The organism is Phaeobacter sp. S60, from assembly GCF_000826845.1.
GTDB lineage: Bacteria > Pseudomonadota > Alphaproteobacteria > Rhodobacterales > Rhodobacteraceae > Phaeobacter > Phaeobacter piscinae.
This window is the reverse complement of sequence record NZ_JSWJ01000011.1, coordinates 37,296-61,052: the sequence shown is the minus strand read 5'-3', so window position 1 is coordinate 61,052 and position 23,757 is coordinate 37,296. Positions and strand designations below refer to the sequence as shown.

At 61.3% G+C, this 23,757-nt stretch carries 25 protein-coding genes; 14 read left to right on the top strand and 11 right to left on the bottom strand.

Translation table 11 applies throughout. The annotated features are described in order from the left end of the window. Positions 1 to 62: 62 nt before the first annotated feature. On the bottom strand, positions 63 to 269 hold the full coding sequence (locus tag OO25_RS10250; RefSeq protein ID WP_040170517.1) for a cold-shock protein: 207 nt from the start codon (positions 267 to 269) through the stop codon (positions 63 to 65). 220 nt (positions 270 to 489) lie between these two features. Here OO25_RS10250 and OO25_RS10245 point away from each other — a divergent pair, with 220 nt between their 5' ends. After that, a complete protein-coding gene (locus OO25_RS10245) occupies positions 490 to 822 on the top strand; it encodes an arsenate reductase family protein (RefSeq protein ID WP_040170519.1) in 333 nt (110 codons plus the stop codon). 40 nt (positions 823 to 862) lie between these two features. Beyond that, the gene (locus tag OO25_RS10240; protein ID WP_040179968.1) at positions 863 to 1,231 is read left to right on the top strand and encodes a hypothetical protein; all 369 of its coding nucleotides are present in this window, start codon (positions 863 to 865) and stop codon (positions 1,229 to 1,231) included. 81 nt (positions 1,232 to 1,312) lie between these two features. On the opposite strand, the gene OO25_RS10235 is transcribed toward OO25_RS10240, so the two are convergent. The 6 genes from OO25_RS10235 to OO25_RS10210 all read right to left on the bottom strand — a co-directional run bounded on the left by OO25_RS10235 (position 1,313) and on the right by OO25_RS10210 (position 7,200). Then, complete coding sequence (locus OO25_RS10235) at positions 1,313 to 1,849, bottom strand: DoxX family protein (protein WP_040170524.1); 537 nt, start codon at positions 1,847 to 1,849, stop codon at positions 1,313 to 1,315. A gap of 3 nt (positions 1,850 to 1,852) precedes the next feature. Continuing rightward, on the bottom strand, positions 1,853 to 2,608 hold the full coding sequence (locus OO25_RS10230) for a DNA-binding domain-containing protein (RefSeq protein WP_040179967.1): 756 nt from the start codon (positions 2,606 to 2,608) through the stop codon (positions 1,853 to 1,855). Beyond that, entirely contained in the window at positions 2,605 to 3,453 is an 849-nt protein-coding gene (locus OO25_RS10225) for a DUF692 family multinuclear iron-containing protein (protein WP_040179966.1), read from the bottom strand. Before OO25_RS10225 ends, OO25_RS10230 begins: the two co-directional genes overlap by 4 nt. Positions 3,454 to 3,521: 68 nt before the next feature. Next, positions 3,522 to 3,827 (bottom strand): DUF2282 domain-containing protein, encoded by a 306-nt coding sequence (locus OO25_RS10220; protein WP_014875093.1) that lies wholly within the window; start codon positions 3,825 to 3,827, stop codon positions 3,522 to 3,524. Positions 3,828 to 4,061: 234 nt separating this feature from the next. After that, positions 4,062 to 6,008 (bottom strand): threonine--tRNA ligase, encoded by a 1,947-nt coding sequence (gene thrS, locus OO25_RS10215; protein ID WP_040179965.1) that lies wholly within the window; start codon positions 6,006 to 6,008, stop codon positions 4,062 to 4,064. 187 nt (positions 6,009 to 6,195) lie between these two features. Beyond that, a complete protein-coding gene (locus OO25_RS10210) occupies positions 6,196 to 7,200 on the bottom strand; it encodes a DUF4105 domain-containing protein (RefSeq protein WP_040179964.1) in 1,005 nt (334 codons plus the stop codon). A 242-nt stretch (positions 7,201 to 7,442) separates the two neighbouring features. On the opposite strand from OO25_RS10210, the gene OO25_RS10205 reads away from it, so the two are divergent. The 3 genes from OO25_RS10205 (at position 7,443) to OO25_RS10195 (ending at position 9,654) form a co-directional block, all read left to right on the top strand. Continuing rightward, positions 7,443 to 8,222 carry an alpha/beta hydrolase gene (locus OO25_RS10205; RefSeq protein ID WP_040179963.1) on the top strand — a complete coding sequence of 260 codons (780 nt, stop codon included), beginning with the start codon at positions 7,443 to 7,445 and terminating at the stop codon, positions 8,220 to 8,222. Between the two features lie 106 nt (positions 8,223 to 8,328). Then, on the top strand, positions 8,329 to 8,772 hold the full coding sequence (locus OO25_RS10200) for a VOC family protein (RefSeq protein ID WP_040179962.1): 444 nt from the start codon (positions 8,329 to 8,331) through the stop codon (positions 8,770 to 8,772). Between the two features lie 6 nt (positions 8,773 to 8,778). Then, positions 8,779 to 9,654, top strand: a complete 876-nt coding sequence (locus tag OO25_RS10195; RefSeq protein WP_040179961.1) for an alpha/beta fold hydrolase — start codon at positions 8,779 to 8,781, stop codon at positions 9,652 to 9,654. A 20-nt stretch (positions 9,655 to 9,674) separates the two neighbouring features. On the opposite strand, the gene OO25_RS10190 is transcribed toward OO25_RS10195, so the two are convergent. Both OO25_RS10190 and phaZ read right to left on the bottom strand, forming a co-directional pair. Continuing rightward, the gene (locus OO25_RS10190; protein WP_040170538.1) at positions 9,675 to 10,247 is read right to left on the bottom strand and encodes a DUF6151 family protein; all 573 of its coding nucleotides are present in this window, start codon (positions 10,245 to 10,247) and stop codon (positions 9,675 to 9,677) included. Between the two features lie 74 nt (positions 10,248 to 10,321). Beyond that, entirely contained in the window at positions 10,322 to 11,596 is a 1,275-nt protein-coding gene (gene phaZ / locus OO25_RS10185) for a polyhydroxyalkanoate depolymerase (protein ID WP_040179960.1), read from the bottom strand. Positions 11,597 to 11,741: 145 nt separating this feature from the next. Here phaZ and phaC point away from each other — a divergent pair, with 145 nt between their 5' ends. From phaC to OO25_RS10145, 8 genes are all read left to right on the top strand, one after another. Then, positions 11,742 to 13,580 carry a class I poly(R)-hydroxyalkanoic acid synthase gene (phaC, locus tag OO25_RS10180; protein ID WP_040179959.1) on the top strand — a complete coding sequence of 613 codons (1,839 nt, stop codon included), beginning with the start codon at positions 11,742 to 11,744 and terminating at the stop codon, positions 13,578 to 13,580. A 132-nt stretch (positions 13,581 to 13,712) separates the two neighbouring features. Then, on the top strand, positions 13,713 to 14,156 hold the full coding sequence (locus OO25_RS10175) for a hypothetical protein (protein ID WP_040170543.1): 444 nt from the start codon (positions 13,713 to 13,715) through the stop codon (positions 14,154 to 14,156). A 273-nt stretch (positions 14,157 to 14,429) separates the two neighbouring features. Beyond that, the gene (phaR, locus tag OO25_RS10170) at positions 14,430 to 14,990 is read left to right on the top strand and encodes a polyhydroxyalkanoate synthesis repressor PhaR (protein WP_040179958.1); all 561 of its coding nucleotides are present in this window, start codon (positions 14,430 to 14,432) and stop codon (positions 14,988 to 14,990) included. A 209-nt stretch (positions 14,991 to 15,199) separates the two neighbouring features. Then, the gene (locus OO25_RS10165; RefSeq protein ID WP_040180284.1) at positions 15,200 to 16,210 is read left to right on the top strand and encodes an XdhC family protein; all 1,011 of its coding nucleotides are present in this window, start codon (positions 15,200 to 15,202) and stop codon (positions 16,208 to 16,210) included. Next, positions 16,207 to 17,211 carry a molybdopterin-binding protein gene (locus OO25_RS10160; protein WP_040179957.1) on the top strand — a complete coding sequence of 335 codons (1,005 nt, stop codon included), beginning with the start codon at positions 16,207 to 16,209 and terminating at the stop codon, positions 17,209 to 17,211. Before OO25_RS10165 ends, OO25_RS10160 begins: the two co-directional genes overlap by 4 nt. 118 nt (positions 17,212 to 17,329) lie before the next feature. Next, complete coding sequence (locus tag OO25_RS10155) at positions 17,330 to 17,815, top strand: (2Fe-2S)-binding protein (protein ID WP_040179956.1); 486 nt, start codon at positions 17,330 to 17,332, stop codon at positions 17,813 to 17,815. A 153-nt stretch (positions 17,816 to 17,968) separates the two neighbouring features. Continuing rightward, positions 17,969 to 20,332, top strand: coding sequence for a xanthine dehydrogenase family protein molybdopterin-binding subunit (locus tag OO25_RS10150; RefSeq protein WP_040179954.1), 2,364 nt, complete (start codon positions 17,969 to 17,971; stop codon positions 20,330 to 20,332). Positions 20,333 to 20,418: 86 nt separating this feature from the next. Further along, the gene (locus tag OO25_RS10145) at positions 20,419 to 21,207 is read left to right on the top strand and encodes a xanthine dehydrogenase family protein subunit M (RefSeq protein ID WP_040179952.1); all 789 of its coding nucleotides are present in this window, start codon (positions 20,419 to 20,421) and stop codon (positions 21,205 to 21,207) included. Positions 21,208 to 21,274: 67 nt separating this feature from the next. Here OO25_RS10145 and OO25_RS10140 read toward each other — a convergent pair whose 3' ends face one another. Further along, positions 21,275 to 21,916 carry a methyl-accepting chemotaxis protein gene (locus OO25_RS10140; protein ID WP_241770550.1) on the bottom strand — a complete coding sequence of 214 codons (642 nt, stop codon included), beginning with the start codon at positions 21,914 to 21,916 and terminating at the stop codon, positions 21,275 to 21,277. A 199-nt stretch (positions 21,917 to 22,115) separates the two neighbouring features. Further along, on the bottom strand, positions 22,116 to 22,664 hold the full coding sequence (gene infC / locus OO25_RS10135; protein ID WP_040170869.1) for a translation initiation factor IF-3: 549 nt from the start codon (positions 22,662 to 22,664) through the stop codon (positions 22,116 to 22,118). A 309-nt stretch (positions 22,665 to 22,973) separates the two neighbouring features. On the opposite strand from infC, the gene OO25_RS10130 reads away from it, so the two are divergent. Continuing rightward, the gene (locus tag OO25_RS10130) at positions 22,974 to 23,741 is read left to right on the top strand and encodes a hypothetical protein (protein WP_040170551.1); all 768 of its coding nucleotides are present in this window, start codon (positions 22,974 to 22,976) and stop codon (positions 23,739 to 23,741) included. Positions 23,742 to 23,757 lie beyond the last annotated feature (16 nt).

Sequence of the window (23,757 nt, the reverse complement as noted above, 5' to 3'; positions counted from 1 at the left end):
GGGTCATTCGATCGCGCGGCAGGCTGCGCCCGAGGGTCAACCTCGGCGCAGCCGTATCGTGTTTAAAGGGGGCGAATGTCGCTGGCCATCTGGCGGCCATCGCGCCCTTCGGTCATCTCGAAATCAACTTTTTGATTATCCGCAAGGCCGGTCAGCCCAGACCGTTCAACCTGTGAGATGTGCACAAACACATCCTTGCCGCCGCCTTCGGGCTCGATAAAGCCATAACCCTTGGTTGTATTAAACCATTTCACGGTGCCACTCGCCATGTTCCCGTGTCTCCTTCCTTCTAGTGAGCCGCCATGAATACACGATAATTTCACGTTTCCGGGCGACATGATCGGTTCTGCCGCAATGCGCTGACAGAACAGGCCAGGGAGATTGTCCCAACCCGGTTTTAACTTTTGCACGGACCATGTAAAAATCAAGCAAAACAGTGTGGCTCTACCATAAATTGTGCTGAGCCATCCCCTCGGGAAAGGAAAAAGCGTGCAACTCTACGGATTGAAGACCTGTGACACCTGCCGCAAGGCGCTGAAACAGCTGCCGGAGGCGCAGCTGGTCGATGTGCGCGCCGATGGTGTGCCGGAGGCCGTTCTCACAGCAGCCATGGCGCAGTTTGGCGATCGTCTGGTCAATACCCGCTCCACCACTTGGCGCGGGTTGAGCGAGGCGGAGCGGGCGACGGATCCTCTGGATCTGCTGAAGGCCCATCCAACATTGATGAAACGTCCACTGATCCAGTCCGGCCCCGATTTGAACGGCGATCTGTATCTCGGCTGGGATGCCAAAACCAAGGCGGCCCTTGGCGTTGAGGGCTAGGATCCCCATCTCAGTTCCGGAGTAGATGAGGAGAGCGGCAATGCGCAATGCAGCGCTGGTGCTGGGCATCGTGGCCGGGCTGATTGGGATGATGGTGGGGTTTGCGGGTTATGGCCATACCGCCGCCGTCGAGTATTTTGGCGAGGTCGACGGGATTGCCCGGCAGGTCGATGACGTTGATCAGCTGCGGCTCTTGGCGGTGATCTCGCCCATTCTGGCGCTGGCAGGCGGCGCGATGGCAATCTCCCGCGCGCTGTGGGGCGGGGTGTTGCTGCTTGCGTCGGCGGCGGGGCTCTATGCCGGGTTCGGGTTGAATGTCTTTACCATCTTCCCGATCTCACTGGCGCTTCTGGGCGGGCTGCTGGCGTTGGCTGCGGGCAAACCGGATGAGCCGAAAGCGCATTTCTGAACCGACGTGAATAATGGTCATGAAAAAAGGCGCTGCTGCGGATGCAGGGCGCCTTTTTTTTGGATTTGAAAGCGGATCAGATCAGGCGGCGGCAGGCGCCGTGGCGCGCCGTGCAAGCGCATCCAGCGACAGCGGGCCTGCGCCTTTGAACACCAGAACCAGCAGCAGGAATGTCCACATAACCCGCTGATCCACCAGACCGATGGCATTGTCAAAAAGACTGCCCAGTTTGACGCCATGGCCGGTCACATCGACGATGGTCTGCACCCAGATGAAGCCAATGGTGCCAAGGGCGGCGAGCCGGGTGAGCAGCCCGACCAGGATCAGCGCAGGCAGGACATATTCCGCCACTGTCCCGGCAAAAATCACCAACCGCTGAAAGATATTGAGCTGCGAGACATCATAGAGCACGGCCTCAGCCGCATGCGGGAAGATCTGGCCGAAGGCCCCGGCGGAGGGTGAGAAGATCGACCCATCCGTCTTCAGCCCGGCGGAGTTCCAGTAGTAAACCAACAGGACCGCCGCAAAAACCAGCCGTGCAAGGATTGGCAGAATGATGTCCGAAAGCCTATCAGCTTTGCCAAAGATGGAGGTGTAAGAGGAAACAAGCGCGTGCATCGGTTATCCTTTGCGATCTAGGTCAATGATTGCACCGCCTTGCAGCAACAGGGCGAGCGGGTGTGAGAGGTCGAAATCCGGGTGGTCGGCCTGAACCGTGGTCAGCGCCTCTTCCAGTGTGGCGCCACCTGCGATGGCGGTGATCCAGTCGGCACCACCCGCAGGCAGTTCCTGTAGAACCGGGTCGAATTCGGGCCGGGTGATAAGCACATCCTGCGCCATATGCCGGGGCTTGGGCGCGTCCTCTTCGGTATTGAAGCGCCAGATGTCATAGATTGGCCAGGGTGAGCGCAACAGGGCAACGGCGGGGGCCAGCGTCAGCCGGGTCGCCATCAGCGCCTCAGGGGGCAGGGCTGCTAGACGCGCCGGGTCAACCGGCGTGGCGTCGCCCGCGTGATACCCCCGGCGCAGGGCCAGATCGAGGCGCGCCGCATCCGGCAGATAGCCGAGGTGTTTCAGTTGCTCCATCCCGGCAAGAAAATCCGGAAATTCGGCCCCATAGTGCATCATCAGCGGCGAGGAGGGCGGGTGAGCGCGCAGATACAAACCCGCCAGCCCATCAAGGTTCTGTTTGCCCAAGAGCTTTGCGATCAGGGGAAAGGCGCTGTGCATCGCCTCCGTCAGGGAGACGGCGACGTTGTTGCGATAGACGCTGAACCGGCGCCCGGCAGGCTGGCCGGTCGCATCCAGCAGCCCCTCCGGCACCGGCTGGGTCGCGTCCATCATGGCGCGGGTGAAGTCTGTTTGGGAGACAGTCATGCCGGGACGCGCTCCAGCGCGGTTGCAGCGCGGGTGGCCTCGGCCGCCAACACGGACCAGTCGGGCACATCGGTGTCCCATTCGACCAGCACAGGTTTGGGGCCGGATTTGGCCAGCGTATAATCGAGCAGCGCCCAGACCGGATCCACCACTTCAGCGCCGTGGCTATCAATCAGCAGCGGCTTGCCGTGGTCGTCTTCATCCTCATCATGGCCGCCCAGGTGGATTTCACCAACCTGATCCAGCGCAAAAGCATCGATATACCCCTGCGGCGAGAAATCGAGATTGGTCGCGGAGACAAAGACGTTGTTCACATCCAGCAGCAGTCCGCAGCCGGTACGACGGGTGATCTCTGCCAGGAACTCCGGCTCCGACCAGCTGCTCTCGGCAAAGGCGAGGTAGCTGGAGGGGTTTTCCAGCAACATCCGGCGGCCGATTGTGTCCTGCAGCTGATTGATGTGATCACAGACCCGCGCCAGCGTCGCATCCGTATAGGGCAGCGGCAGCAGGTCGTTGTAGAAATGGCTGTCATGGGTGGACCAAGCGAGATGCTCAGAAAAACTCGCCGGATTGAGCCAACCGACCAGATGTTTCAGCCGCGCCAGATGATCGCCGTCCAATGCCCCCTCACCACCGATAGAGAGGCCGACACCGTGCACCGACATCGCAAACTGTTCGCAGAGATGGCGCAGCTGCGCCAGCGGGCGGCCACCGTCACCCATGTAGTTTTCGGCGTGGATTTCCAGCCATTTCACCGGGCCAGCATCGGCAAGGATATCGGCAAAATGCTGCGGCTTGTAGCCAACACCGGCTGCGGCGGGCAGGGAAGGGGCGGCGTCCAGCATGGCAGGTCCTCGGGTCGGGTTACAAAAAGGGCGGGAGACTCCCCCCGCCCTCGGCCTTAATCCATTGCTTATGCAGGCAGGTCGCGCTCCAGCGGCTCCAGCGAACCCTTGCGATCACTGCCATCCGCCATGGCTGGCAGATCCATGCCTTCGCAGCTGCCGGCATCCACGAGGGTCCAGGCATTGCCCTGATAATCGACGGTCGAGGTGCCGGCGCAGGTGGTGCCGGGACCGGCGGCGCAGTCGTTTTGACCAGCGAGGGAGACGCCATAGCATTTCTCTTTGGACTGGGCAGCAGCCGGGGTGACCATGGCAGAGGTCAGCGCAGCAGCAACGGCACCAGCGACGGCGAGGGATTTTGCAGTGTTGGACATTGGTGTCTTCCTTCTTTGGAAATTGGTTGCGAGGGCGGTGTTACAAGTCAGACATTAACTCAGGCCGGGAAGTCTTTGAATTCACGAGCCTGTGTCTCACGCGGGCGTCAGCAGCTGTGACCGTATATTACAACCTTCTGGCTGCCGAACCCTTAAAACCATGCGCAAAAAGAAACCGGCCCCGCAAGTGGGGGCCGGTAAATGGGTAAAGATCAGCAAAAGACCGCAGAAATGTTACAGAAGATCTGGCGGCGTTGCCTCAATCGCCAGCGCTTTTGTTACAGCGTCCAGCGCTTCGACCTTGGTCTGTTTCTCGCCCAGACGCCGCACGGAGACGGTGCGTTCTTCAACTTCGCGGTGACCGACGGCCAGAATGACCGGCACCTTGCCCACGGAATGCTCGCGGACCTTGTAGTTGATCTTCTCGTTGCGGATATCCGCCTCGGCCCGCACACCGGCGGCGCGCAGGGTCTCAACCACTTCGTTCACATAGTCATCCGCATCCGAAGTGATGGAGGCGACAACCACCTGGCGTGGTGCGAGCCAGAACGGCAGCTTGCCGGCGTGTTCCTCGATCAGGATGCCGATGAAGCGTTCAAAACTGCCAAGGGTGGCGCGGTGCAGCATGAACGGGCGGTGCTTGCTGCCGTCCTGACCGATGAAATTCGCATCCAGACGTTCCGGCAGGTTGGGATCCACCTGCAGGGTGCCGCACTGCCAGTTCCGGCCAATCGCGTCGGTCAGGGTGAATTCCAGCTTGGGACCGTAGAAGGCACCTTCGCCCTCCAGCAGCTCATAGTCATAGCCCGCCGCCTTGCAGGCATCGCCAAGCGCCTTCTCCACCAGATCCCAGCTTTCATCGCTGCCGATCCGCTTTTCCGGGCGGGTCGAGAGCTTGATGGTCCAGTCATGGAAGCCAAGATCGGCATAGACCTTCGACAGGAAGGCAATGAACTTGGCGGTTTCAGATTCGATCTGATCCTCGGCGCAGAAGATGTGACCATCATCCTGCGTAAAGCCGCGCACCCGCATGATGCCATGCAGCGCGCCCGAAGGTTCATAGCGCGCACAGGAGCCAAACTCGGCCATGCGCAGCGGCAGATCGCGGTAGGATTTGAGGCCCTGATTGAACACCTGCACATGGCAGGGGCAGTTCATCGGCTTCAGCGCGTTCACGGCCTTTTCACGGGCGTGATCCTCGTCGACCTCAACGATGAACATGTTTTCCTGGTATTTGTCCCAGTGACCCGAGGCCTCCCACAGTTTGCGGTCCACCACCTGCGGGGTGTTCACCTCAACATAGCCGTCGCGGTCCTGCATGCGGCGCATGTAGTCCTGCAGGGTGGTGTAGATCTTCCAGCCGTTCGGGTGCCAGAAGATCTGGCCGGGAGCCTCTTCCTGCATGTGGAACAGGTTCATCTCGCGGCCCAGTTTGCGGTGGTCGCGCTTGGCGGCCTCTTCCAGCATATGAAGATGGGCCTTGAGCTTCTCCTTGCCGGTGAAGGCGACGCCGTAGATCCGTTGCAGCATGGCGCGGTCGCTGTCGCCGCGCCAGTAGGCGCCGGCGATCGACATCAGCTTGAACGCATCGCCGGGCAGCTGGCCGGTGTGTTGCAGGTGCGGGCCGCGGCACAGATCCTGCCAGTCGCCGTGCCAATACATGCGCAGCGGCTCATCGCCGGGAATGCTCTCGATCAGCTCGACCTTATAAGGCTCATTGTTGTCGGTGTAATGCTGGATCGCGCGGGGGCGGTCCCAGACCTCGGTGCGCACCTCGTCCCGCTTGTTGATGATCTCTTTCATCTTCTTTTCGATGGTGCCGAGATCTTCCGGGGTGAAGGGCTCCGCGCGATCAAAGTCGTAGTACCAGCCGTTTTCAATCACCGGGCCGATGGTGACCTTGGTGTCGGGCCAGATCTCCTGCACCGCGCGCGCCATCACATGGGCCAGATCGTGGCGGATCAGCTCATTGGCCTGCTCTTCGTCCTTCATGGTGTGAAGCGCGATGGAGGCGTCGGTGTCAATCGGCCACTGCAGATCCCAATGCGCACCGTTCACGGTGGCAGAGATCGCTTTTTTGCCAAGCGAGGTGGAAATGGAGGCTGCGACCTCAGCAGGGGTGATGCCTGCGTCATAGGATCGTGCATTACCATCAGGGAAGGTGAGAGAGATTTGGGCCATTGTCTGGCTGCTCCTCGTCGGTTTGGCGCCCACTGAACGCCCGGTTGCGGGTTATATGTGTTTTGCCCGTTTGGCAGGGGCGCGCGAGGCTGTCAAGCGGGCGAGGGGCCAGCCCCGCGCGCTCCCCGGGATATTTTGTGCCAGAAGATGCAGGCGCCGGATTAGGGTCCTGGATCGCGGGTCGGACTTAGGGGGCAGGAGCTGGCACACCTTCGCGGATCAGGGCGGAGTAGTCTGGCGTGATGCCCTGGGCCTGCGCTTTGGCGGTGATACTGCCGCGTTCGCGCAGCTCCTCGGTGCTGTAGCCTGTCGCCAGTACTCCCTGATCATGGGCGTATTCGGGCAGGTAGCCGTTGGCCAGCACCCGCCAGTCCAGCGGCACGTCCTCAACGATGGTGCGGATCATCGTCATCACCACGGTGGTGCAGTTTGAGGTCAGTGAGTTATACCATTGCGGCCGCGCGGCCAGCCTGTTGGCGGCCTCGACATATTGCATCAGCAGCGCGCGGGCGGTGTCCGGATCGGTGTCGATGCGAAACAGCTGCACGTCCTCGCCGCGGGCATTGGTCCGGGTGCCCACCACGTCGCGCTCATCCGCTGCGATCAACACCAGCGTATTGGTCTTGAACAGATCTGCGATGGGGGAGAAGCCACCGCCAACCTGACGCCGCACCTCCACAGACCAGGCGATATGCGCGCCGTCCTCAAATCCGAAGCTGACCACCATATGCGCCATCTCCGGCCCGGCCCAGTAGGACATGAACAGATCGACAGTCTCCAGCTGGCTGAGGTCATAGCTGCGGGTTTCCCACCGGGGGGTGAATTCGGTCGGGGTGGTCCAGTCGAAATTGCGCACATCTGTCAGCGTCAGGATATCGCCATTGCGGGTGCCGGTGACCTGCCGCGCGACATCGGGCGACCAGTTGGCCTCTGCCGGAGGTGTGAGGCTGGCCCACCACCAGATCAGCGCCGCAAGCGCGAGACAGAAGGTCGACAGCCCGCGCAAGGCCCGCCCCCGGATCACCGCCCAGAGGGTGGCCAGACCAAGACCGGCAAAGCCGGAAGCCGCGGCTGTGCGCCAGAGGCTGTCGACGGGCAGACGGTACCACAGCGCCATGGCCCCCCAGACGGTGGTCAGAAGGATCAGCAGACAGAGGAGGCCGAGACAGAAAAGACGAAGGGCACGGGGCAAGGGCTGGCTCCTGATCGTGGGGCAAAGAGGGATATCGCGCGGACCCTAGGCATGGCGGCGATGGGTCGCAAGGGTGTTGCGACGGTGAAAAGTCGCCAAGTCTGAAGGCGTTGCCGCGTTGCACCTTGGCTGATCTATGCCGGGATCCCATGCGGCTGCGGTCAAACACGCCATTGCCGTCGCGCCGTTGCCGTGGCAGATCTGAAGGCCTGTGATTTGGCACAATACCAACGGGGGACAGTATGACCGCAACCCAATTTCTGGACACTGATACCGGCCGCCGCCTGGCCTATCATCTGACCCCCGCAAGCGGCGAGACAGCGGCGCCAACTGTGGTGTTTCTGGGCGGGCTGAAATCCGACATGGAGGGCACCAAGGCGATACATCTGGAAGCCTGGGCGCAGGCGCGGGGATTAGGCTTTCTGCGGTTTGATTACTCCGGCCACGGCGAAAGCTCCGGCACATTTGAAGACGGTTGCATTGGCGACTGGCATCAGGACACGCTGGCAGCGGTTCAGGCGCTGACCACGGGCAAAATTGTTCCCGTCGGCTCCTCTATGGGCGGCTGGCAGGCGCTCTTGCTGGCGCGGACCCTGCCGGAGCGGGTCGCGGGTCTGGTCACCATCGCTGCCGCCCCGGATTTTACCGAGGACGGCTATTGGGCCAATTTCACCGATGCCCAGAAGGCGGAGCTGGAGACGCGCGGGCAGGTTGAACTGCCAAGCGACTACATGGAGCCTTATGTGATCACCCAACGCATGATTGAGGATGGGCGCAACCATCTGGTGTTGCGCGCCCCGTTGGAGCTGACAATGCCGGTGCGGTGTCTGCAAGGCACCGCCGATACCGCCGTCAGCACGGAAACCGCCCTGCGGCTGCTTGATCATGCCAGCTGCGCCGATATGCGCCTGCAACTGGTCAAAGATGCGGATCACCGGTTTTCGGATCCCGCCTGTCTGTCCCTGATCGAAACGGCTGTTGCAGAGGTTCTGGGGCTATCTGACGCGGATGGGATCCGCTAAGCTAGAAGGAGAGCGCCCTTCGCAGGGTGCAATCTAACGCGCACCACGAGTTGTTAAAAATACGAGGCCTCCCTCATCAGGGACGCCACGGGCAGGAGAGGAACCGATGGACCAACGCATCAGCCTGATCACCCTCGGGGTGCCCGACATGGAGCAGGCCGCCGCCTTCTACGAGGCGCTTGGCTGGCAGCGCGCGGAGAGCCCCGATGGCGTCATTGCTTTTGACCTGATCTCACAGACCTTGGGGCTGTATCCTTTGGCGGCGCTCGCTGAGGATATCGGCCTGCCGGTGGAGGAGCTGGGCACTGGGGCGATGACCCTCAGCCACAACACCCGCAGTGCTGCGGATGTAGCCACGCTTCTGGCCAAGGCCGAGGCGGCAGGGGCCAGAATTCTGCGCCCGGCCGGGGAGGTGTTCTGGGGCGGCACCATCGGCTATTTTCGCGCGCCCGACGGCCATATCTGGGAAATCGCGCATAATCCGTTCTCGCCGCTGTCTGACGACGGCGCGTTTCGCTGGAACGGCTACGGGACCGAGGCAGGAGGATAGGCGCGAGTGGTGGATCAACTGGGCAGAGCAGGGCAGACCGAGACGCGCGCAGGCGGGCCGGGTAGTGCGCCTCTGGTGATGCTTCCGGGGCTGATGGGCACGGCGGAAGTCTTCGTGCCGCAGCTGCGGGCGCTTTCCGGCGTGCTGCCAACCATGGTGGCGCCGCTTCTGGGCGGCGACCGGATTGAGCGCATCGCCGATCATCTGCTGACGCAGCTGCCAGCGCGGTTTGCGCTGGCTGGGCTGTCGATGGGCGGCATTGTTGCGATGGAAATCCTGCGCCGCGCACCGGAGCGGGTCAGCCGGTTGTGTCTGATGTCGACCAGCCCCTTGCCCGATACGCCAACACAGGCCGCCGAGTGGGAGCCGCTGATCATCGCGGCCCGCAGTGGTCGGCTGGAGGATGTTCTGCACGGCTGCCTGCCGGTGGACAGTCTGGCGCCGTCGCCGCAGCGGCTTGATATCCTCAACACCATCTATCAACAGGGCTGCAGTCTGGGACCTGAGCTGTTCGTGGCGCAGGCGCGGGCCCTGCAGCGGCGCACCGATCAGCAGGCGGCACTGCGCCGTTTCAAGGGACCGACCCTGATCCTCTGCGGGGCGCAGGATCGGCTGACGCCGCTGAAACGGCATGAATTTATGGCGGCCCTGATGCCCAACGCCCGGCTCTGTGTGATTGAGGAGGCAGGCCATCTGCCAACGCTGGAACAACCGGATCAGGTGACCGGTGCCATGGCCGCATGGCTGGCCGAGGTTGCCCCGGATCAGGACGAGAGACCGGACCCGCCGCGGGAGACTGCAACTACCGCTGCGGGCGTGGCACAACCGGCAGCGCCGTCGCTACCGCCACTGACCCTGACAAACCCGCTAGAGACCAGCTGAATCAGCCATTTACACAGGGGTTAGCGGAGCAGGGCTGCGCGCTCTTCCTTGCTGATCACCTCTGGCTTTGACACCGGCTCACCGCTTTCGACGTCGAAAAACGGTGTCTCCCTCCAACGGCCTGACAGCCGCGCCGAGATCATTCGGCTCAACAGCGACATGACCATCCGCGCGGCACCTTCGGTGCGGGGCTGTTTGCCCTGTTTCGGAACAGAAGCCCGCGCGCGGATCTTGCCAAGCGCATCTTTATCGGCAAATCGATCCGACCGCAGCCCGGCGAAGGGCAGCGTGGGTTTGGCCAGCGTATTGGCCATTGGGGTGCCGCAGCAGCCCGCGTACCAGCGAAACAGCCCCTTCGGACTGAGCCGCATGAGCCGCAACAGATCTTGTCCCTGATGGAACCGGACCCCGTCGGGATTGACCTGAAACAGATCAACCGGGCCCGGGGCCGGGTCGGGCTGGTTGTGATAGATTTCATTGGCGCGGCAATCGGCGCAGAAGCAGACGATACGGGTGCCCGCCTTGCGCGCCTCTTGCGATAGCTCGCCACGGATTTTTCCGCAGTCACATGCGAAACTCAGCGGATCGGCCATTCTGGGCGCTCCTTTGTGTCATCGTCCGATTGGTTCAGACCCTGGTCTAGCCCGGTCCAGCTGTTGGCGGTGTGTCAGGCGGTTGCCTTGGCGCGTTTCGCGGCCGGTTTCTTTGCCTTGCGGGCGTTGGCGTTCATGAATTCGATCACCAGCGGGCGGATATTGTCACGCCAGCTGCGCCCGGCAAAGATGCCATAATGTCCCGCCCCCGGCTCCACATGGCTGGCCTTTTTCGTCTCCGGCAGGCCAGTGCAGAGATCCAGCGCGGCGATGCACTGACCGGGCGCCGAGATATCATCATTGGCGCCTTCGACGGTTTTGACCGCCACATCGGTGATCTTGCCGATATCCACCTTGTGCCCGGCGACGACAAATTCATTGCGCGCGATTTCGCCCCCTTTGAAGACACGCTCCACAGTCGAGAGATAGAACTCCGCCGTCATATCCATCACGGCGAGATATTCGTCATAGAACCGGTTGTGGGCGTCGTGATCCGACGCCTCACCCCGGCTGACGCGCTGGATCTGGTCCATAAAAGCCTTGGAATGGCGCTCACCGTTCATCGACATGAAGGAGCTGAGCTGCAACAGGCCTGGGTAGACCTTGCGGCCCACACCCTTATACTTGAAGCCGACGCGCTGGATCATCGTTTCTTCCAGCTGACCCATGGTGACCCGGCGGCCAAAATCCGTCACATCGGTGGGGGTCGCATCGGGATCTACCGGCCCGCCAATCAGCGTCAGCGAACAGGGCTGGGCGCCGGGATCCTGTTCCGCCAGATAAGCGGTGGCCGCCAAGGTCAGCGGCGCCGGTTGGCAGACCGCAATCACATGGGTGTCCGGCCCCATCTCGCGCATGAAATCAACCAGGTAGAGGGTGTAATCTTCAATATCGAACTTGCCTGCGGAGACCGGAATATCGCGCGCATTATGCCAGTCGGTGACATAGACTTCGCAGTTTTCGATCAGGCTTTTGACGGTGGAGCGCAGCAGGGTTGCGTAGTGGCCCGACATCGGCGCCACCAGCAGCACCTTGCGCGGCTGTTCGGCGCGGCCTGCCACGCGGAAATGGATCAGATCGCCAAAGGGGCGTTCCACAACCGTGTCGATCTCCACCACGTGATCGCGGCCATCGGCGCAGGTCTGGGTGTAAATGCCCCAGTCCGGTTTGGTCACCATGCGCTGGAAACTGCGTTCCGTGACCTCGCCCCAGGCGGCCATCCAGCTGAGCGCCGGATTGGGGATCGCGGCAAAGGCGGGGTTCGACGCCATCGACAGGGCCGTTGCGCCAAGCCACTGGTTGGTGTTGCGCATGGTTTCCATCAGATCGTACGACATCATGTAACGCATGTTATATCTCCATTGCGTTGGCCGCTTGGATCCGATCTGAATCCACGTGCGGTTGTGTCACAACCCATCGGACGTTTCACTGCTTTGTCGTATGATGGGCGGACAGTATTCTGCATAGCAGAAAGATTACGGGGGATTTGTTAAGATGACAACAAGTGAGAGCACGGATCCGGACGTCTCACCGGAACATATTGAACGAATTAAAAAAAATATGGAGCAGGTTGAGCAACTTTCAAAACGCCTGATGGATGTTCTGGCTCAGAAAAAATCTCACCCCACTTCGCTGGATGGTCCGAATCAAGAGCTTTTTGCACGCGCAGCAACGGCCTATTGGTCGGAAATGGCGAAAAACCCGGCAAAGCTGTTGGAAAAACAAGTGGCTTACTGGGGCCAGGCGGTGGTGAATTTCGCCGAAGCTCAGTCGCTTTTGGCGAAATCCCTGGAGGGCGACAGCCCGGGCGAGACCGCGCCCATTGCGTCTACTGCGCCAGCGGATCGCCGCTTTGCCAATCCGATGTGGCAATCAAACCCCTATTTCCACTTTATCAAGCAGCAGTATCTCACCAATGCCGAGGCGATCCGCAACGCCGTGGCTGAGGTTGAGGATATCGACGACATCGACAAACGGCGGCTCGGCTATTTTGCCGACCAGATCGTGCAGATGATGGCGCCCACCAATTTTCTGGCGACAAACCCCGACGCGCTGGAAAAGGCGGTGGAGACCGAAGGTCAGTCGCTGATCAAGGGTCTGGAGAATCTGGTTGCCGATCTGGAGGCCAATGACGGCGAACTGGTGGTGCGGCTGGCGGATGAGAGCGCCTTTGAAATCGGCCGCAATATCGCCACGACACCCGGCGAAGTTGTGTTCCGCAACGAGATGATGGAGCTGATCCAGTATCGTCCCACCACGGAAACCGTGCATGAGACCCCGATCGTGCTGTTCCCGCCCTGGATCAACAAGTTCTATATTCTCGACCTCAAGGCGCAGAATAGCCTGATCAAATGGGTGACCGAGCAGGGCTATACGCTGTTTGTGGTGTCCTGGCTCAACCCCAGCGCGGAGCACGCCGATCTGGGGCTGGAGGACTATATCGAGAAGGGATATCTGAGCGCGATCGAGACCGCCAAGTCGATCTGCAAGGTCAAACAGGTCAATGCTGTCGGCTACTGTATTGCGGGCACCACTCTCAGCCTGACCCTGTCGCTGCTGAAACAGCGGGGCGATACCTCGATCAAATCGGCGACGTTTTTCACCGCGCTGACAGATTTCTCCGATCAGGGAGAGTTCACGCCCTTCCTGCAAAACGACTTCATCGACGGGATCGAGGAGGAGATTACCAACAACGGTCTGCTGCGCTCTTATATCATGGCACGGACATTTTCCTTCCTGCGCTCCAACGATCTGGTCTACGGCCCGGCTATCCGCAGCTATATGATGGGGGAGACGCCCCCAGCCTTTGATTTGCTGTATTGGAATGGCGATGGCGCCAACCTGCCGGGACGGATGGCGATGCAGTATCTGCGCGGCCTGTGCCAGCGCAATGAATTCGTGCGTGACGGGTTTGAGCTGATGGGCCACACGCTGCATGTGCGCGACGTGACTGTGCCGGTGATGGCGATCACCTGTGAGACTGACCATATCGCCCGCTGGAAAGACTGCTATCGCGGCGTGCAGCAGATGGGGTCGCGCTCAAAGACTTTTGTGGTGGCCCAGTCGGGTCATATTGCGGGCATCGTCAATCCGCCGACCCGCGACAAATACGGCCATTACACCAATACCGATCTGAAGGTCGATGCCGACAGCTGGCGGGAGGGGGCCACCTTCAACGAAGGGTCCTGGTGGCCACGTTGGGAAAGCTGGCTCAAGAAACGGTCCGGCAAACAGGTCCCGGCCCGTGATCCCGGCGATTCCCAGCATCCGCCGCTGACGCCAGCGCCGGGAGACTATGTGCGGGTGAAGGCCCGCCGTCAGGCAAGCGATTGATTTTAGGTCGTTCTCAAAAATATTCTGCATTGCAGCAATAAAAATCTTGAAATGCTGCGATGCAGAAACAATATTGGGGTCATGCGAAGGCGGCAGAACGATCTGGCCGCGTAACCAAGAGGAACCAGTACAATGGCTAAGACCCAAGATTTTACCGCGATGATGAAAGACATGATGGGTGCGTTTCCGGTTGACACAACCGCGATGGAAGATGCGTTCAAAACCACCGCAGCCCTGAACGAAAAACTGTCCAATGTTGCCCTGCAGGCCGCTGAGAAGTCCGCCGAGATTTCCAACAGCTGGGCCAAGGAAACCCTGACCAAGCTGAGCGACGTCTCCAAGGCACAGGCTGAGCCCGCGGACTACGCCAAAGCGGCAACTGATTTCGCGTCCGCCTCCGCTGAAGTGGCTGCCGAGAACATGGCCGCCTTCGCTGAAGTTGCGAAAAAGGTTCAGATGGACACCGTTGAGCTGCTGATGTCGGCTGGCAAGGACATGTCCGAAGAGGCGTCCGCCGCTGTGAAGAAGGCCACCAACGACGTGACCTCCGCTGCGAAAAAAGCCGCCGCTAAGTAAGCGCCGCGCGCATTTGCAAAGGGGTTTTATACTCCTCCCAATAAAATCTCTTTGCACCGAAGGGGGCAGGTCATCGGACCTGCCCTTTTTCGTTGTTCCATTACGGTTGCCCAATCAGGGCTTGCGAGGGGGCCGGCAGCCCAGCTCCGGAAACGGGGTGGGCCGGTTATTGGATCCGACGATCAATTGTTGCGCTGCTTGGCGTAACGCTTCCCTTTTGTTCTGCGCTCGCATAGGCTTTGCTGCAACGCATCATGTCTGGGGAGAAGTGACATGTCGGATCAGGATAAACCCTTGTTGATCAAACGATATGCCAGTCGGCGGCTCTATAACACGCAGACCAGCGACTACGTGACGCTGGAGGATATCGCCGGCTTCATCCGGGAGGGGCGCGAGGTTCAGATCGTCGACCTCAAGACAGGTGACGACCTGACCCGTCAGTATCTCTTGCAAATCATCGCCGAACACGAAAGTCGGGGCGAGAATATCCTGCCGGTGAATGTGCTCAATGATCTGGTGCGCAGCTATATGGTGCCGGGCGGCGGGGTGATGCCGCAGTTCCTGCAAAGCTCCTTCGAGATGCTGCGCGAGAACCAAAGCAAGATGGTTGAGAATATGAATGCGATGAACCCGATGGCGCAGATGCCGGGGTTTGAGGCGATCAAGGCGCAGCAGGAAGCTTTTCTGAAGGCGATGGCCGGTGGGTTCTCCGGCGGCTGGCCTGGGGCGAACCAATCATCCGGCGATGCAGAGAGCGCTGAGGACGGCGACGGGCTGGATGATATCAAACGCCAGCTGGCCGAGTTGCAGGACAAACTGTCCAAGCTGAAGTGATCCGACGCACACCCCGCGCGCCTTCCTGCGACCAAAGTCGCAAGGCCGCGCGCGTGTTTTTGATCCCGCTGTCTGCGCTCCGGCGCTAGACTAAACCCGTCAAGTCACGGCCCGTTCTGTCTATCGTCGGCTTTGCCCGTCCTGTCTGCGGCGGGCCTTGTCCGGTTATGGACCACCACGCGGCGATCGCCCCAACCCAGAGGTTTCAGATGTCGGCACCCAGATTGCAGCGCTTTGATAACATTCCTGAAACGGCGCTCGGCTGGCACCGTGCAGCCAAGGACTGTGGCCAGCAAGGCGGCCGAGGCGCGGCATTGGCCACGGTGGTGGAGACATGGGGATCCGCCCCACGCCGCACCGGGTCCCAACTGGCGGTCGCCAGTGATGGTCGCATCGAAGGCTCCGTTTCAGGCGGCTGTGTCGAAGGTGCGGTGATCCTTGCTGCGCAGGAGGCCATCGCCGACGGGCGTCACCGGCTCTTGGAATTTGGCGTCAGCGACGAAGATGCCTTTGCCGTTGGGCTGGCCTGTGGCGGGACCATCCGCATTTTGGTTGAACCCATCGGCGGCACACTCGCCGAAGACACGCTGGCCGATCTGGTCGCCGCCCGCGCCGAACGACGCGCGGTGTCTTATGTCGTTGATCTCGACAGTGGCGCGGGACATCTGGATGCGGAGGGCCATACCGACCGCAAACGTCTGGACCGATCGGGGGTCGAGGCGGACGGCACGACCTTCGTTGCGGTGCATAATCCGCCTCTGCGGCTGATCGTGGTGGGCGCGGTGCATATCGCGCAGGCGCTGGTGCCGATGGCGCACATTGCGGGCTATGACCCCGTGATTATCGACCCGCGCGCGGCCTTTGCCTCCGCTGAACGCTTCCCGGGGGAGACCTTGGTGGAGGATTGGCCGGACGAGGCGATTGCGGCCCTCGGCCTTGATGCCCGCACCGCTGTTGTGCTGCTCACCCATGACCCGAAAATCGACGACCCCGCGCTGGAGGCCGCTCTGCGCTCTGAGTGTTTTTACATCGGTGCGCTGGGATCAACCCGCACCCATGCCAAACGGGTCGCGCGGATGCAGGGGGCCGGGTTTGACGCAGCCGCCATTGAGCGCATCCATGGCCCCATCGGGCTTGATATCGGTGCGGCTGGGCCAGCTGAAATCGCTGTGTCCATCATTGCCGAGATGACGGCCGTGCTGCGCGGACGCAGGACATGATCTTTGGTGCAGTGCCCCTGAATGAGGCGGCGGGCTGCTATCTGGCGCATTCTCTGCAGGGCGCGGAGCATCGTATCGCCAAGGGCACCCGACTGGCGGCGCAGGATCTGGCCGATCTTGCCGCCGCTGGGCATCGTCAGCTGACCGTGGCGCAGCTGGAACCCAGCGATATCCACGAGGATCGCGCGGCAGAGATGTTGGCAGAGGCGCTGCTGCCCGACGCCGCAGCCCTGGGTCTGCGGATCTCCGGTGCCGGGGCAGGGCGGGTCAACCTCCATGCGCTTGGCCCCGGTTTGATCCGTGTCGATGCTGCGCGGATCAACGCGTTGAATGCGGTCGATCCAATGATCACGCTGGCGACTGTGTCCGATTATCACCGGGCAGATGCGGGCGGTATGGTGGCCACGGCCAAGATCATCTCCTACGCGGTGGAGGAGGCCGCGCTTGCAGCCGCCACCCGCGATGTGGCCGGGGCGATCCGTCTGATCCCACCTCAGCTGCGCCGCGCCACCCTGATCGAAACCCGCACCAGCGCGGAGCACCCGCCAGACAAAGGGCGCGCCGCGATGATCGGGCGGCTTGACCGGTTCGGCATGTCGATGGCCCCCCGGCAGGTGGTGGCGCACAGCGAGGCAGAGCTGGCGACCGCCCTGCAATCGGTTGGTGCAGACAGCGATCTGATCCTGATCCTCACCGGGTCGGCCACCTCGGATCCGCTGGATGTGGCCCCTTCTGCGCTTCGGGCGGCTGGCGGTGAGGTCGCCCGTTTTGGCATGCCGGTGGATCCGGGCAATCTGTTGTTTCTGGGCGATCTGGCGGGGCGTCCTGTGCTTGGCTTGCCGGGCTGTGCGCGCTCGCCTGCTTTGAACGGCGCCGATTGGGTGCTGGAACGGCTGGTCTGCGGGATCGATGTGAGTAGCCCAGATATCGCCGCCATGGGGGTTGGTGGCCTCCTCAAAGAAATCCCCACACGGCCCCGCCCACGTCGCAGCGACGTCTGAGCGAGGTCTGGCAGCGCCCTGCGACTTTAGTCCAAGCCCTGCGAATAATGCTTCGCGCCGGCTGTTGCGCCGTGCTTAACTTCTGCCAGCGAGTTTACGCGAGCCAAGGGAGGAGTTGATGGTGAAAGTCACAATGACCGTAAACGGTCGGACTGCCAGCGGAGAGGTCGAGGGGCGCACGTTGCTGTCCGGTTTCCTGCGAGAGGAACTGGGCCTGACCGGCACCCATGTCGGCTGCGACACCAGCCAATGCGGCGCCTGTGTTGTGCATGTCGATGGCAAGGCGGTGAAATCATGCACCATGCTGGCGGCAGAGGCTGACGGTGCAGAGGTTGCCACGATCGAGGGGCAAGCCGCCCCGGATGGCACCTTGAACACAATCCAGCAGGCGTTTCAGGATCATCACGGGCTGCAATGCGGCTTCTGCACGCCGGGCATGGTGATGTCTGCGGCAGCGCTGTTGAAGGACAATCCAAAGCCCAGCGAACAGGAAATCCGCGAATACCTTGAGGGCAACCTGTGCCGCTGCACCGGCTACCACAATATCGTCAAGGCGATCATGGCGGCTTCGGGTCAGGACGTCTCTGCCGTCGCGGCAGAATAGCGCCAGCCCCCAGACCCCGCCTCAAAGGGAGGCCACAGCACTGTGGCCGGGAAGACAGGCGGGCACGGAGGTCGCACAGGCGACCCAGTTCAGAACCAAAGCATGACCAAGAGGTCTGCCCCGCGCAGACCGTCCAGGGAGGAGATTTGGACAATGCCAAAGGATAGCGGCATCGGCGCCAGCCCAAAACGGCGCGAAGACATCAGGTTCCTGACCGGAACCGGCAATTACACAGATGACATTAACCTGAACGGCCAGGCCTATGTGCATTTCCTGCGCTCGGATGTGGCCCATGGTCGGCTGACCTCGATCGACACCGCGGACGCAGCCGCCATGCCCGGCGTGGTGCGGATTTTTACCGGCGCGGATTTTGAAGGTGTCGGCGGGCTGCCCTGCGGCTGGCAGGTGACCGACCGTCACGGCGAGGTGATGCAGGAGCCGGCTCATCCGGTTCTGGCCCAAGGCAAAGTGCGCCATGTCGGCGATCCCATCGCTGCCGTTGTTGCCGAAACGGCCGAGCAGGCGCGCGACGCCGCAGAGGCTATCGCCGTTGAGATCGAGGACCTGCCTGCGGTCATCAACATGAAAGAAGCGGTCAAGGATGGCGCCACAAAGGTGCATGACGATCTGACCTCCAACCTCTGCTATGACTGGGGATTTGTTGAGGAAAACCGCGATGCCGTGGACAAGGCCATCAAGGATGCGGCCCATGTCACCACGCTGGAACTGGTCAACAACCGTCTGGTCGCAAACCCGATGGAGCCGCGCGTCGCGGTGGGGGATTTCAACCGCGCCACTGGCGACAGCACGCTTTATACCACCTCGCAGAACCCGCATGTGATCCGCCTTCTGATGGGCGCCTTTGTGCTGGGCATCCCGGAGCATAAACTGCGCGTTGTGGCCCCGGATGTGGGGGGTGGTTTTGGCTCCAAGATCTTCCACTACGCCGAAGAGGCCTTCTGCACCTTTGCCGCCAAGGCCCTCAATCGGGCGGTGAAATGGACCTCCTCGCGGTCGGAGGCATTTATGTCTGACGCCCATGGCCGCGATCATGTGACCAAGATCGAACTGGCGCTGGACGCGGACAACAACTTCACCGCGCTGCGCACGGAAACCTATGCAAATATGGGCGCGTATCTGTCGACCTTTGCACCCTCGGTCCCGACCTGGCTGCATGGCACCCTGATGGCCGGCAATTACAAAACGCCGCTGATCTACGTGAATGTGAAGGCGGTGTTCACCAATACCGTTGCTGTTGATGCCTATCGTGGCGCTGGCCGGCCGGAAGCGACCTATCAGCTGGAGCGGGTCATTGATAAGGCCGCGCGCGAGCTGGGTGTTGACCCGATTGCATTGCGCCGCCAGAACTTTATCACCGAATTCCCCTACGCGACGCCGGTTGCGGTGGAATATGATACCGGCGACTATGTGGCGACCATGGACAAGCTGGAAGAGATTGCTGATCTCAGCGGTTTTGATGCACGCCGCGCCGCCAGCGAGGCCAAGGGCAAGCTGCGCGGGCTTGGCGTCAACTGCTATATCGAGGCTTGTGGCATTGCGCCGTCGAACCTCGTGGGGCAGCTGGGGGCCCGTGCTGGTCTCTATGAAAGTGCGACGGTGCGGGTGAATGCCACTGGCGGTATCGTCGTCATGACCGGCAGTCACAGCCATGGGCAGGGGCATGAGACGTCCTTCCCGCAGGTGATCGCCGATATGATCGGCATCCCGGAGGATATGGTCGAAATCGAACATGGCGATACCGACAAGGCTCCGATGGGCATGGGCACCTATGGCTCGCGCTCGCTGGCGGTCGGCGGCTCTGCCATGGTGCGCGCCACCGAGAAGATCATCGCCAAGGCGAAGAAGATCGCGGCTCATATCCTGGAGGCCTCGGATGCGGATATCGAGCTGAAGGACGGCCAGTTCACTGTTGCCGGCACAGATAAATCGCTGGCCTGGGGTGATGTGACCCTTGCGGCCTATGTGCCGCATAATTACCCGCTGGAGGATATCGAACCGGGGTTGGAGGAAACCGCCTTTTACGATCCGGCGAACTTCACCTACCCCTCGGGCGCCTATGCCTGCGAGGTAGAGGTGGATCCCGACACGGGCAAGGTCAGTATCGAGAGCTTTGCCGCGGCGGATGACTTTGGCAATATCGTCAACCCGATGATTGTCGACGGCCAGGTCCATGGTGGCATTGGTCAGGGTATCGGTCAGGCGCTCTTGGAGGGGTGCGTCTATGATGACGACGGACAGCTGCTGTCGGCGTCCTTCATGGATTACGCCATGCCCCGCGCCGATGATCTGCCGTTCTACACCGTCGATCATTCCTGCCAGACACCCTGCACACATAACCCATTGGGCGTGAAGGGCTGCGGCGAGGCGGGCGCCATTGGCACGCCGCCTGCGGTGGTCAACGCCGTGGTGGATGCGCTGCAATCGGCCGGCAAGGATGTCACCCATATCGACATGCCGCTGAGCCCGGCACGGGTCTGGGCGGCGATGAATGGCTAAGGGTTCATGGGGGCGCTGCCCCCATACACCCGGAGTATTTTCGGAAAGATGACAGCCGGTCAGCCGGTTTTCGGAAAGGATACGATATGTATGAATTCGAGTTCGAGAAGCCCTCGACCATCGCTGACGCGGTGAAGGCATTGGGCGCGGAGGACGCGCAGGCGCTTGGTGGGGGGCAGACCCTGATCCCGACGCTGAAACAGCGTCTGGCGATGCCCAGCACATTGGTGAGCCTCAGTGGCATTGCCGAGATGCGGGGCGTCTGCCCGGATGGCGACGGGCTGGCCATTGGCGGCGCCACCACCCACGGCGAGGTCGAAGCCGCCACCGCTGACAGCTACCCCGCCCTGTCGGCGCTGGCGGGGCAGATCGGCGATCCGGCGGTGCGCAACCGGGGCACCATTGGCGGCTCGCTCGCCAATAACGACCCGTCAGCCTGCTACCCGGCGGCAGCACTCGCCAGCGGTGCCACCATCGTGACCAACAGCCGCGAAATTGCGGCGGATGAGTATTTTCAGGGGTTGTTCACCACCGCGCTGGAAGAGGGGGAGATCATCACCAATATCCGCCTGCCGGTGCCACAGGCGGCCCATTATGAGAAATTTGTCCAGCCCGCCTCACGCTTTGCCCTTGTTGGGGTGTTTGTCGCGCGCTTTGCCGACGCTGTGCGCGTGGCCGTGACCGGTGCCTCCGAGGAAGGTGTCTTCCGCTGGAGCGCGGCAGAGGCGGCGCTATCGGCGAATTTCTCCCCCGATGCCATTGAGGGCCTCAGTGTGGATCCGGATGGGATGATCGGCGATCTGCATGGCACCAAGGCCTACCGCGCGCATCTGGTTGGGGTGATCACCAAACGGGCGGTGGCTGCTGCGGGATAATCCCGCCATTGGAAAACAAGAACCAGCCTCGGCGTCGCGCCGGGGCTGGTTCTGTCATCGCGAGGGGTCAGGCGCGCAGATAGCCTGACATCGTGTCGAGCAATGTCTGCGTGCGTCCCGAGAGGTTGCGGATTTCCGACGCGATCACTGCAAACCCCTTGCCTTGGTCGCCAATGCGCGCCGCCTCGATCGAGGCATTGAAGGCAATCAGCTGAATATGACGGCCTACCGTTTCAGCATTTTCAATCGCATCACGCATCCCCTCGTCGCGGGCGCTGTCGCGGGATTTCTGCGCCTCAAACATGTTTTTGGTCATGTCGATCAGGAACTGCGAGACAATCGGCTCGACCTTGTAGAGCGCCTGCGCGGTGAGCGAGGGCATCTCGCGTACACGCTTCAGGATCGTGCCGTCGGATTGTGTGCTCAGAATTTCGGCAAAAGGCTCCAGTGCTTCGATGGACTTTCTGCGCTGCGCGCCAAGATCAGCCGGCAATTCATGTTCACTTTCCGCCAGCAGTTTGTCGAGCCCTGCAGTCAACATCTCATAAGCGGCCCTGATCCGCTGTACCGACTGATCCAGCAGCTCCTTCATAGTGTCTGGGGCGTGTTGGCTGTCTTCATTGGCCAGAACCACCAGCGCCAAAGACGCGGCACGGCAGGGGGCGATGGCCATGAAGGCACTGTTTTGGACGTCGCTAAGTGGCTTCAAGAGAGGCTCCATAATTGCGGTGAATTTTGTCGGAAGCGACCGAACTCCCTTCAGGAGCTAAGGGGGGAGCGTAAAGAAAACGTGAGTATTGAATGTAGCAATCGCAATTCCGGTGAGTTCCCCCCGGAGTTGACGCAGATAAGAAAAAACCCCGCACCGGAGGGCGCGGGGTTTTGCATAACATCTGTTGCGGCAGGGATTATTTCTGCGGCAGCGGGCCGATCATCATGATCATCTGACGGCCTTCCATCTTGGGCATGTTTTCCACTTTGCCCAGTTCCTTAATGTCCTCTGCAACACGCAGCAGCAGCTCACGGCCCAAATTCTGGTGGGCCATCTCGCGGCCACGGAACCGCAGGGTGATCTTCACCTTGTCGCCGTTTTCCAGGAATTTGTACACGTTGCGCATTTTCACGTCGTAGTCATGGGTATCCGTGTTGGGACGGAACTTAACCTCTTTGACCTCGATGATCTTCTGCTTCTTGCGTGCTTCGCTTTCCCGCTTCTGCTGTTCATATTTGAACTTGCCGTAATCCATGATCTTGCACACGGGCGGGGTGGCGTTGGGCGAAATCTCGACCAGATCGAGACCGGCCTCTTCTGCCATCTGCATCGCCTTGGCGGGGTGAACCACGCCGACATTCTCCCCTTCGGCGCCAATCAGGCGAATTTCGGGAGCACGGATTTTTTCGTTGGTGCGCGGGCCGGTGTCGCGTTGCGGCGGCGCATTGTGGGGTCTGCGGGCTATGACGTCTATCCTTCTGTCACTTCGGAAAAGTGCCCGGAAAATAACGGTCCCGGGCCTGCGATTCAAGTCAATTGCGGGTATGACCGTCCATATCGCGGTTTTCAAGGTTTGTTTGCACCTGAGAGCATCATCAAAGGGTTAATTCTGCGTTGCGCTGAACTTGGCAGACCGGTGGTGTCAGACTGGCGGGGATTGGCCGATGGGGCTGCTGGTAGTTTATTCCCCTTGTAGTATCAGGCCCCTAAGCCCAAGTGCTAAGCCGCAAGCCCCGCCCCGTGTGGAGCATTAGGAGAGAGAAGGAGATCTATCATGAAACCGATCGTTATTGGCCTGGGTGTGGGAGCCGTCGCATTGGGCGGATATTTCTATATCTCCTCCATGGAGACCGGAGAGTCGGCGCCAGAGACTGTTATCGTGACGCCTGAAACCGAGACCCCCGCTGAGGAGACTGCGGAGACCGCTAACGAGGTGGAGACCGATATCGCCACCGCTGCTGAAGCCGCCGAAGACGCGATTGAAAGCTCCGTTGATGCCGCCGCAGAGGCGGTGAATGAAGCCGCTGCCGCCGTGACCGAGACGGCAGCGGAAACAGTGAACGAGATTGCCGAAGGGCTGACCGAGGGCGCCAATCAGCTGCAGGACAGCGCGGCTGCCGCAGTTGATGAGGCCAACGAGGGCGCAGCGGCGCTGAGTGAGGAGGCCACTGCAACAGCAGAGGCGGCTGGTGATGCGGTTGCAGATACTGCCGCTGCGGCTGAGGACACGGCAACAGGGGCCGCTAATGAGCTTGCAGAGGCCGCCGAAGACACAGCGGCGGCTGTGAGCGAGACCGCTGAGGCTGCAACAGATGCTGCGGCTGATGCCACTGCCGCTGCCGAAGAGGGCACCGAGGCCGCCAAGGATGCGCTGCTGACACCGGAAGGTTTCAACTATGACAAGGTGATCACGATGATCGAGGAGTCCTCGATCGAGGCGACGCAGAAGGCGCTGCTGATCACCACGCTGGATCAGGCCCGAGACAATCCGGCACTGCTGGAGGCGACGCTGAACCGCATCAAGGACGCGCTGCCGCAATAAGCGGACTGAGACAGCT

Excerpts from the sequence above, each read along its gene's own strand:
- OO25_RS10250 (WP_040170517.1), bottom strand. The coding sequence starts at position 269 with ATGGCGAGTGGCACCGTGAAATGGTTTAATACAACCAAGGGTTATGGC.
- OO25_RS10240 (WP_040179968.1), top strand. The coding sequence starts at position 863 with ATGCGCAATGCAGCGCTGGTGCTGGGCATCGTGGCCGGGCTGATTGGG.
- OO25_RS10235 (WP_040170524.1), bottom strand. The coding sequence starts at position 1,849 with ATGCACGCGCTTGTTTCCTCTTACACCTCCATCTTTGGCAAAGCTGAT.
- OO25_RS10230 (WP_040179967.1), bottom strand. The coding sequence starts at position 2,608 with ATGACTGTCTCCCAAACAGACTTCACCCGCGCCATGATGGACGCGACC.
- OO25_RS10225 (WP_040179966.1), bottom strand. The coding sequence starts at position 3,453 with ATGCTGGACGCCGCCCCTTCCCTGCCCGCCGCAGCCGGTGTTGGCTAC.
- OO25_RS10220 (WP_014875093.1), bottom strand. The coding sequence starts at position 3,827 with ATGTCCAACACTGCAAAATCCCTCGCCGTCGCTGGTGCCGTTGCTGCT.
- thrS (WP_040179965.1), bottom strand. The coding sequence starts at position 6,008 with ATGGCCCAAATCTCTCTCACCTTCCCTGATGGTAATGCACGATCCTAT.
- OO25_RS10205 (WP_040179963.1), top strand. The coding sequence starts at position 7,443 with ATGACCGCAACCCAATTTCTGGACACTGATACCGGCCGCCGCCTGGCC.
- OO25_RS10200 (WP_040179962.1), top strand. The coding sequence starts at position 8,329 with ATGGACCAACGCATCAGCCTGATCACCCTCGGGGTGCCCGACATGGAG.
- OO25_RS10190 (WP_040170538.1), bottom strand. The coding sequence starts at position 10,247 with ATGGCCGATCCGCTGAGTTTCGCATGTGACTGCGGAAAAATCCGTGGC.
- phaZ (WP_040179960.1), bottom strand. The coding sequence starts at position 11,596 with ATGCGTTACATGATGTCGTACGATCTGATGGAAACCATGCGCAACACC.
- phaC (WP_040179959.1), top strand. The coding sequence starts at position 11,742 with ATGACAACAAGTGAGAGCACGGATCCGGACGTCTCACCGGAACATATT.
- OO25_RS10175 (WP_040170543.1), top strand. The coding sequence starts at position 13,713 with ATGGCTAAGACCCAAGATTTTACCGCGATGATGAAAGACATGATGGGT.
- phaR (WP_040179958.1), top strand. The coding sequence starts at position 14,430 with ATGTCGGATCAGGATAAACCCTTGTTGATCAAACGATATGCCAGTCGG.
- OO25_RS10165 (WP_040180284.1), top strand. The coding sequence starts at position 15,200 with ATGTCGGCACCCAGATTGCAGCGCTTTGATAACATTCCTGAAACGGCG.
- OO25_RS10160 (WP_040179957.1), top strand. The coding sequence starts at position 16,207 with ATGATCTTTGGTGCAGTGCCCCTGAATGAGGCGGCGGGCTGCTATCTG.
- OO25_RS10155 (WP_040179956.1), top strand. The coding sequence starts at position 17,330 with ATGGTGAAAGTCACAATGACCGTAAACGGTCGGACTGCCAGCGGAGAG.
- OO25_RS10150 (WP_040179954.1), top strand. The coding sequence starts at position 17,969 with ATGCCAAAGGATAGCGGCATCGGCGCCAGCCCAAAACGGCGCGAAGAC.
- OO25_RS10145 (WP_040179952.1), top strand. The coding sequence starts at position 20,419 with ATGTATGAATTCGAGTTCGAGAAGCCCTCGACCATCGCTGACGCGGTG.
- OO25_RS10130 (WP_040170551.1), top strand. The coding sequence starts at position 22,974 with ATGAAACCGATCGTTATTGGCCTGGGTGTGGGAGCCGTCGCATTGGGC.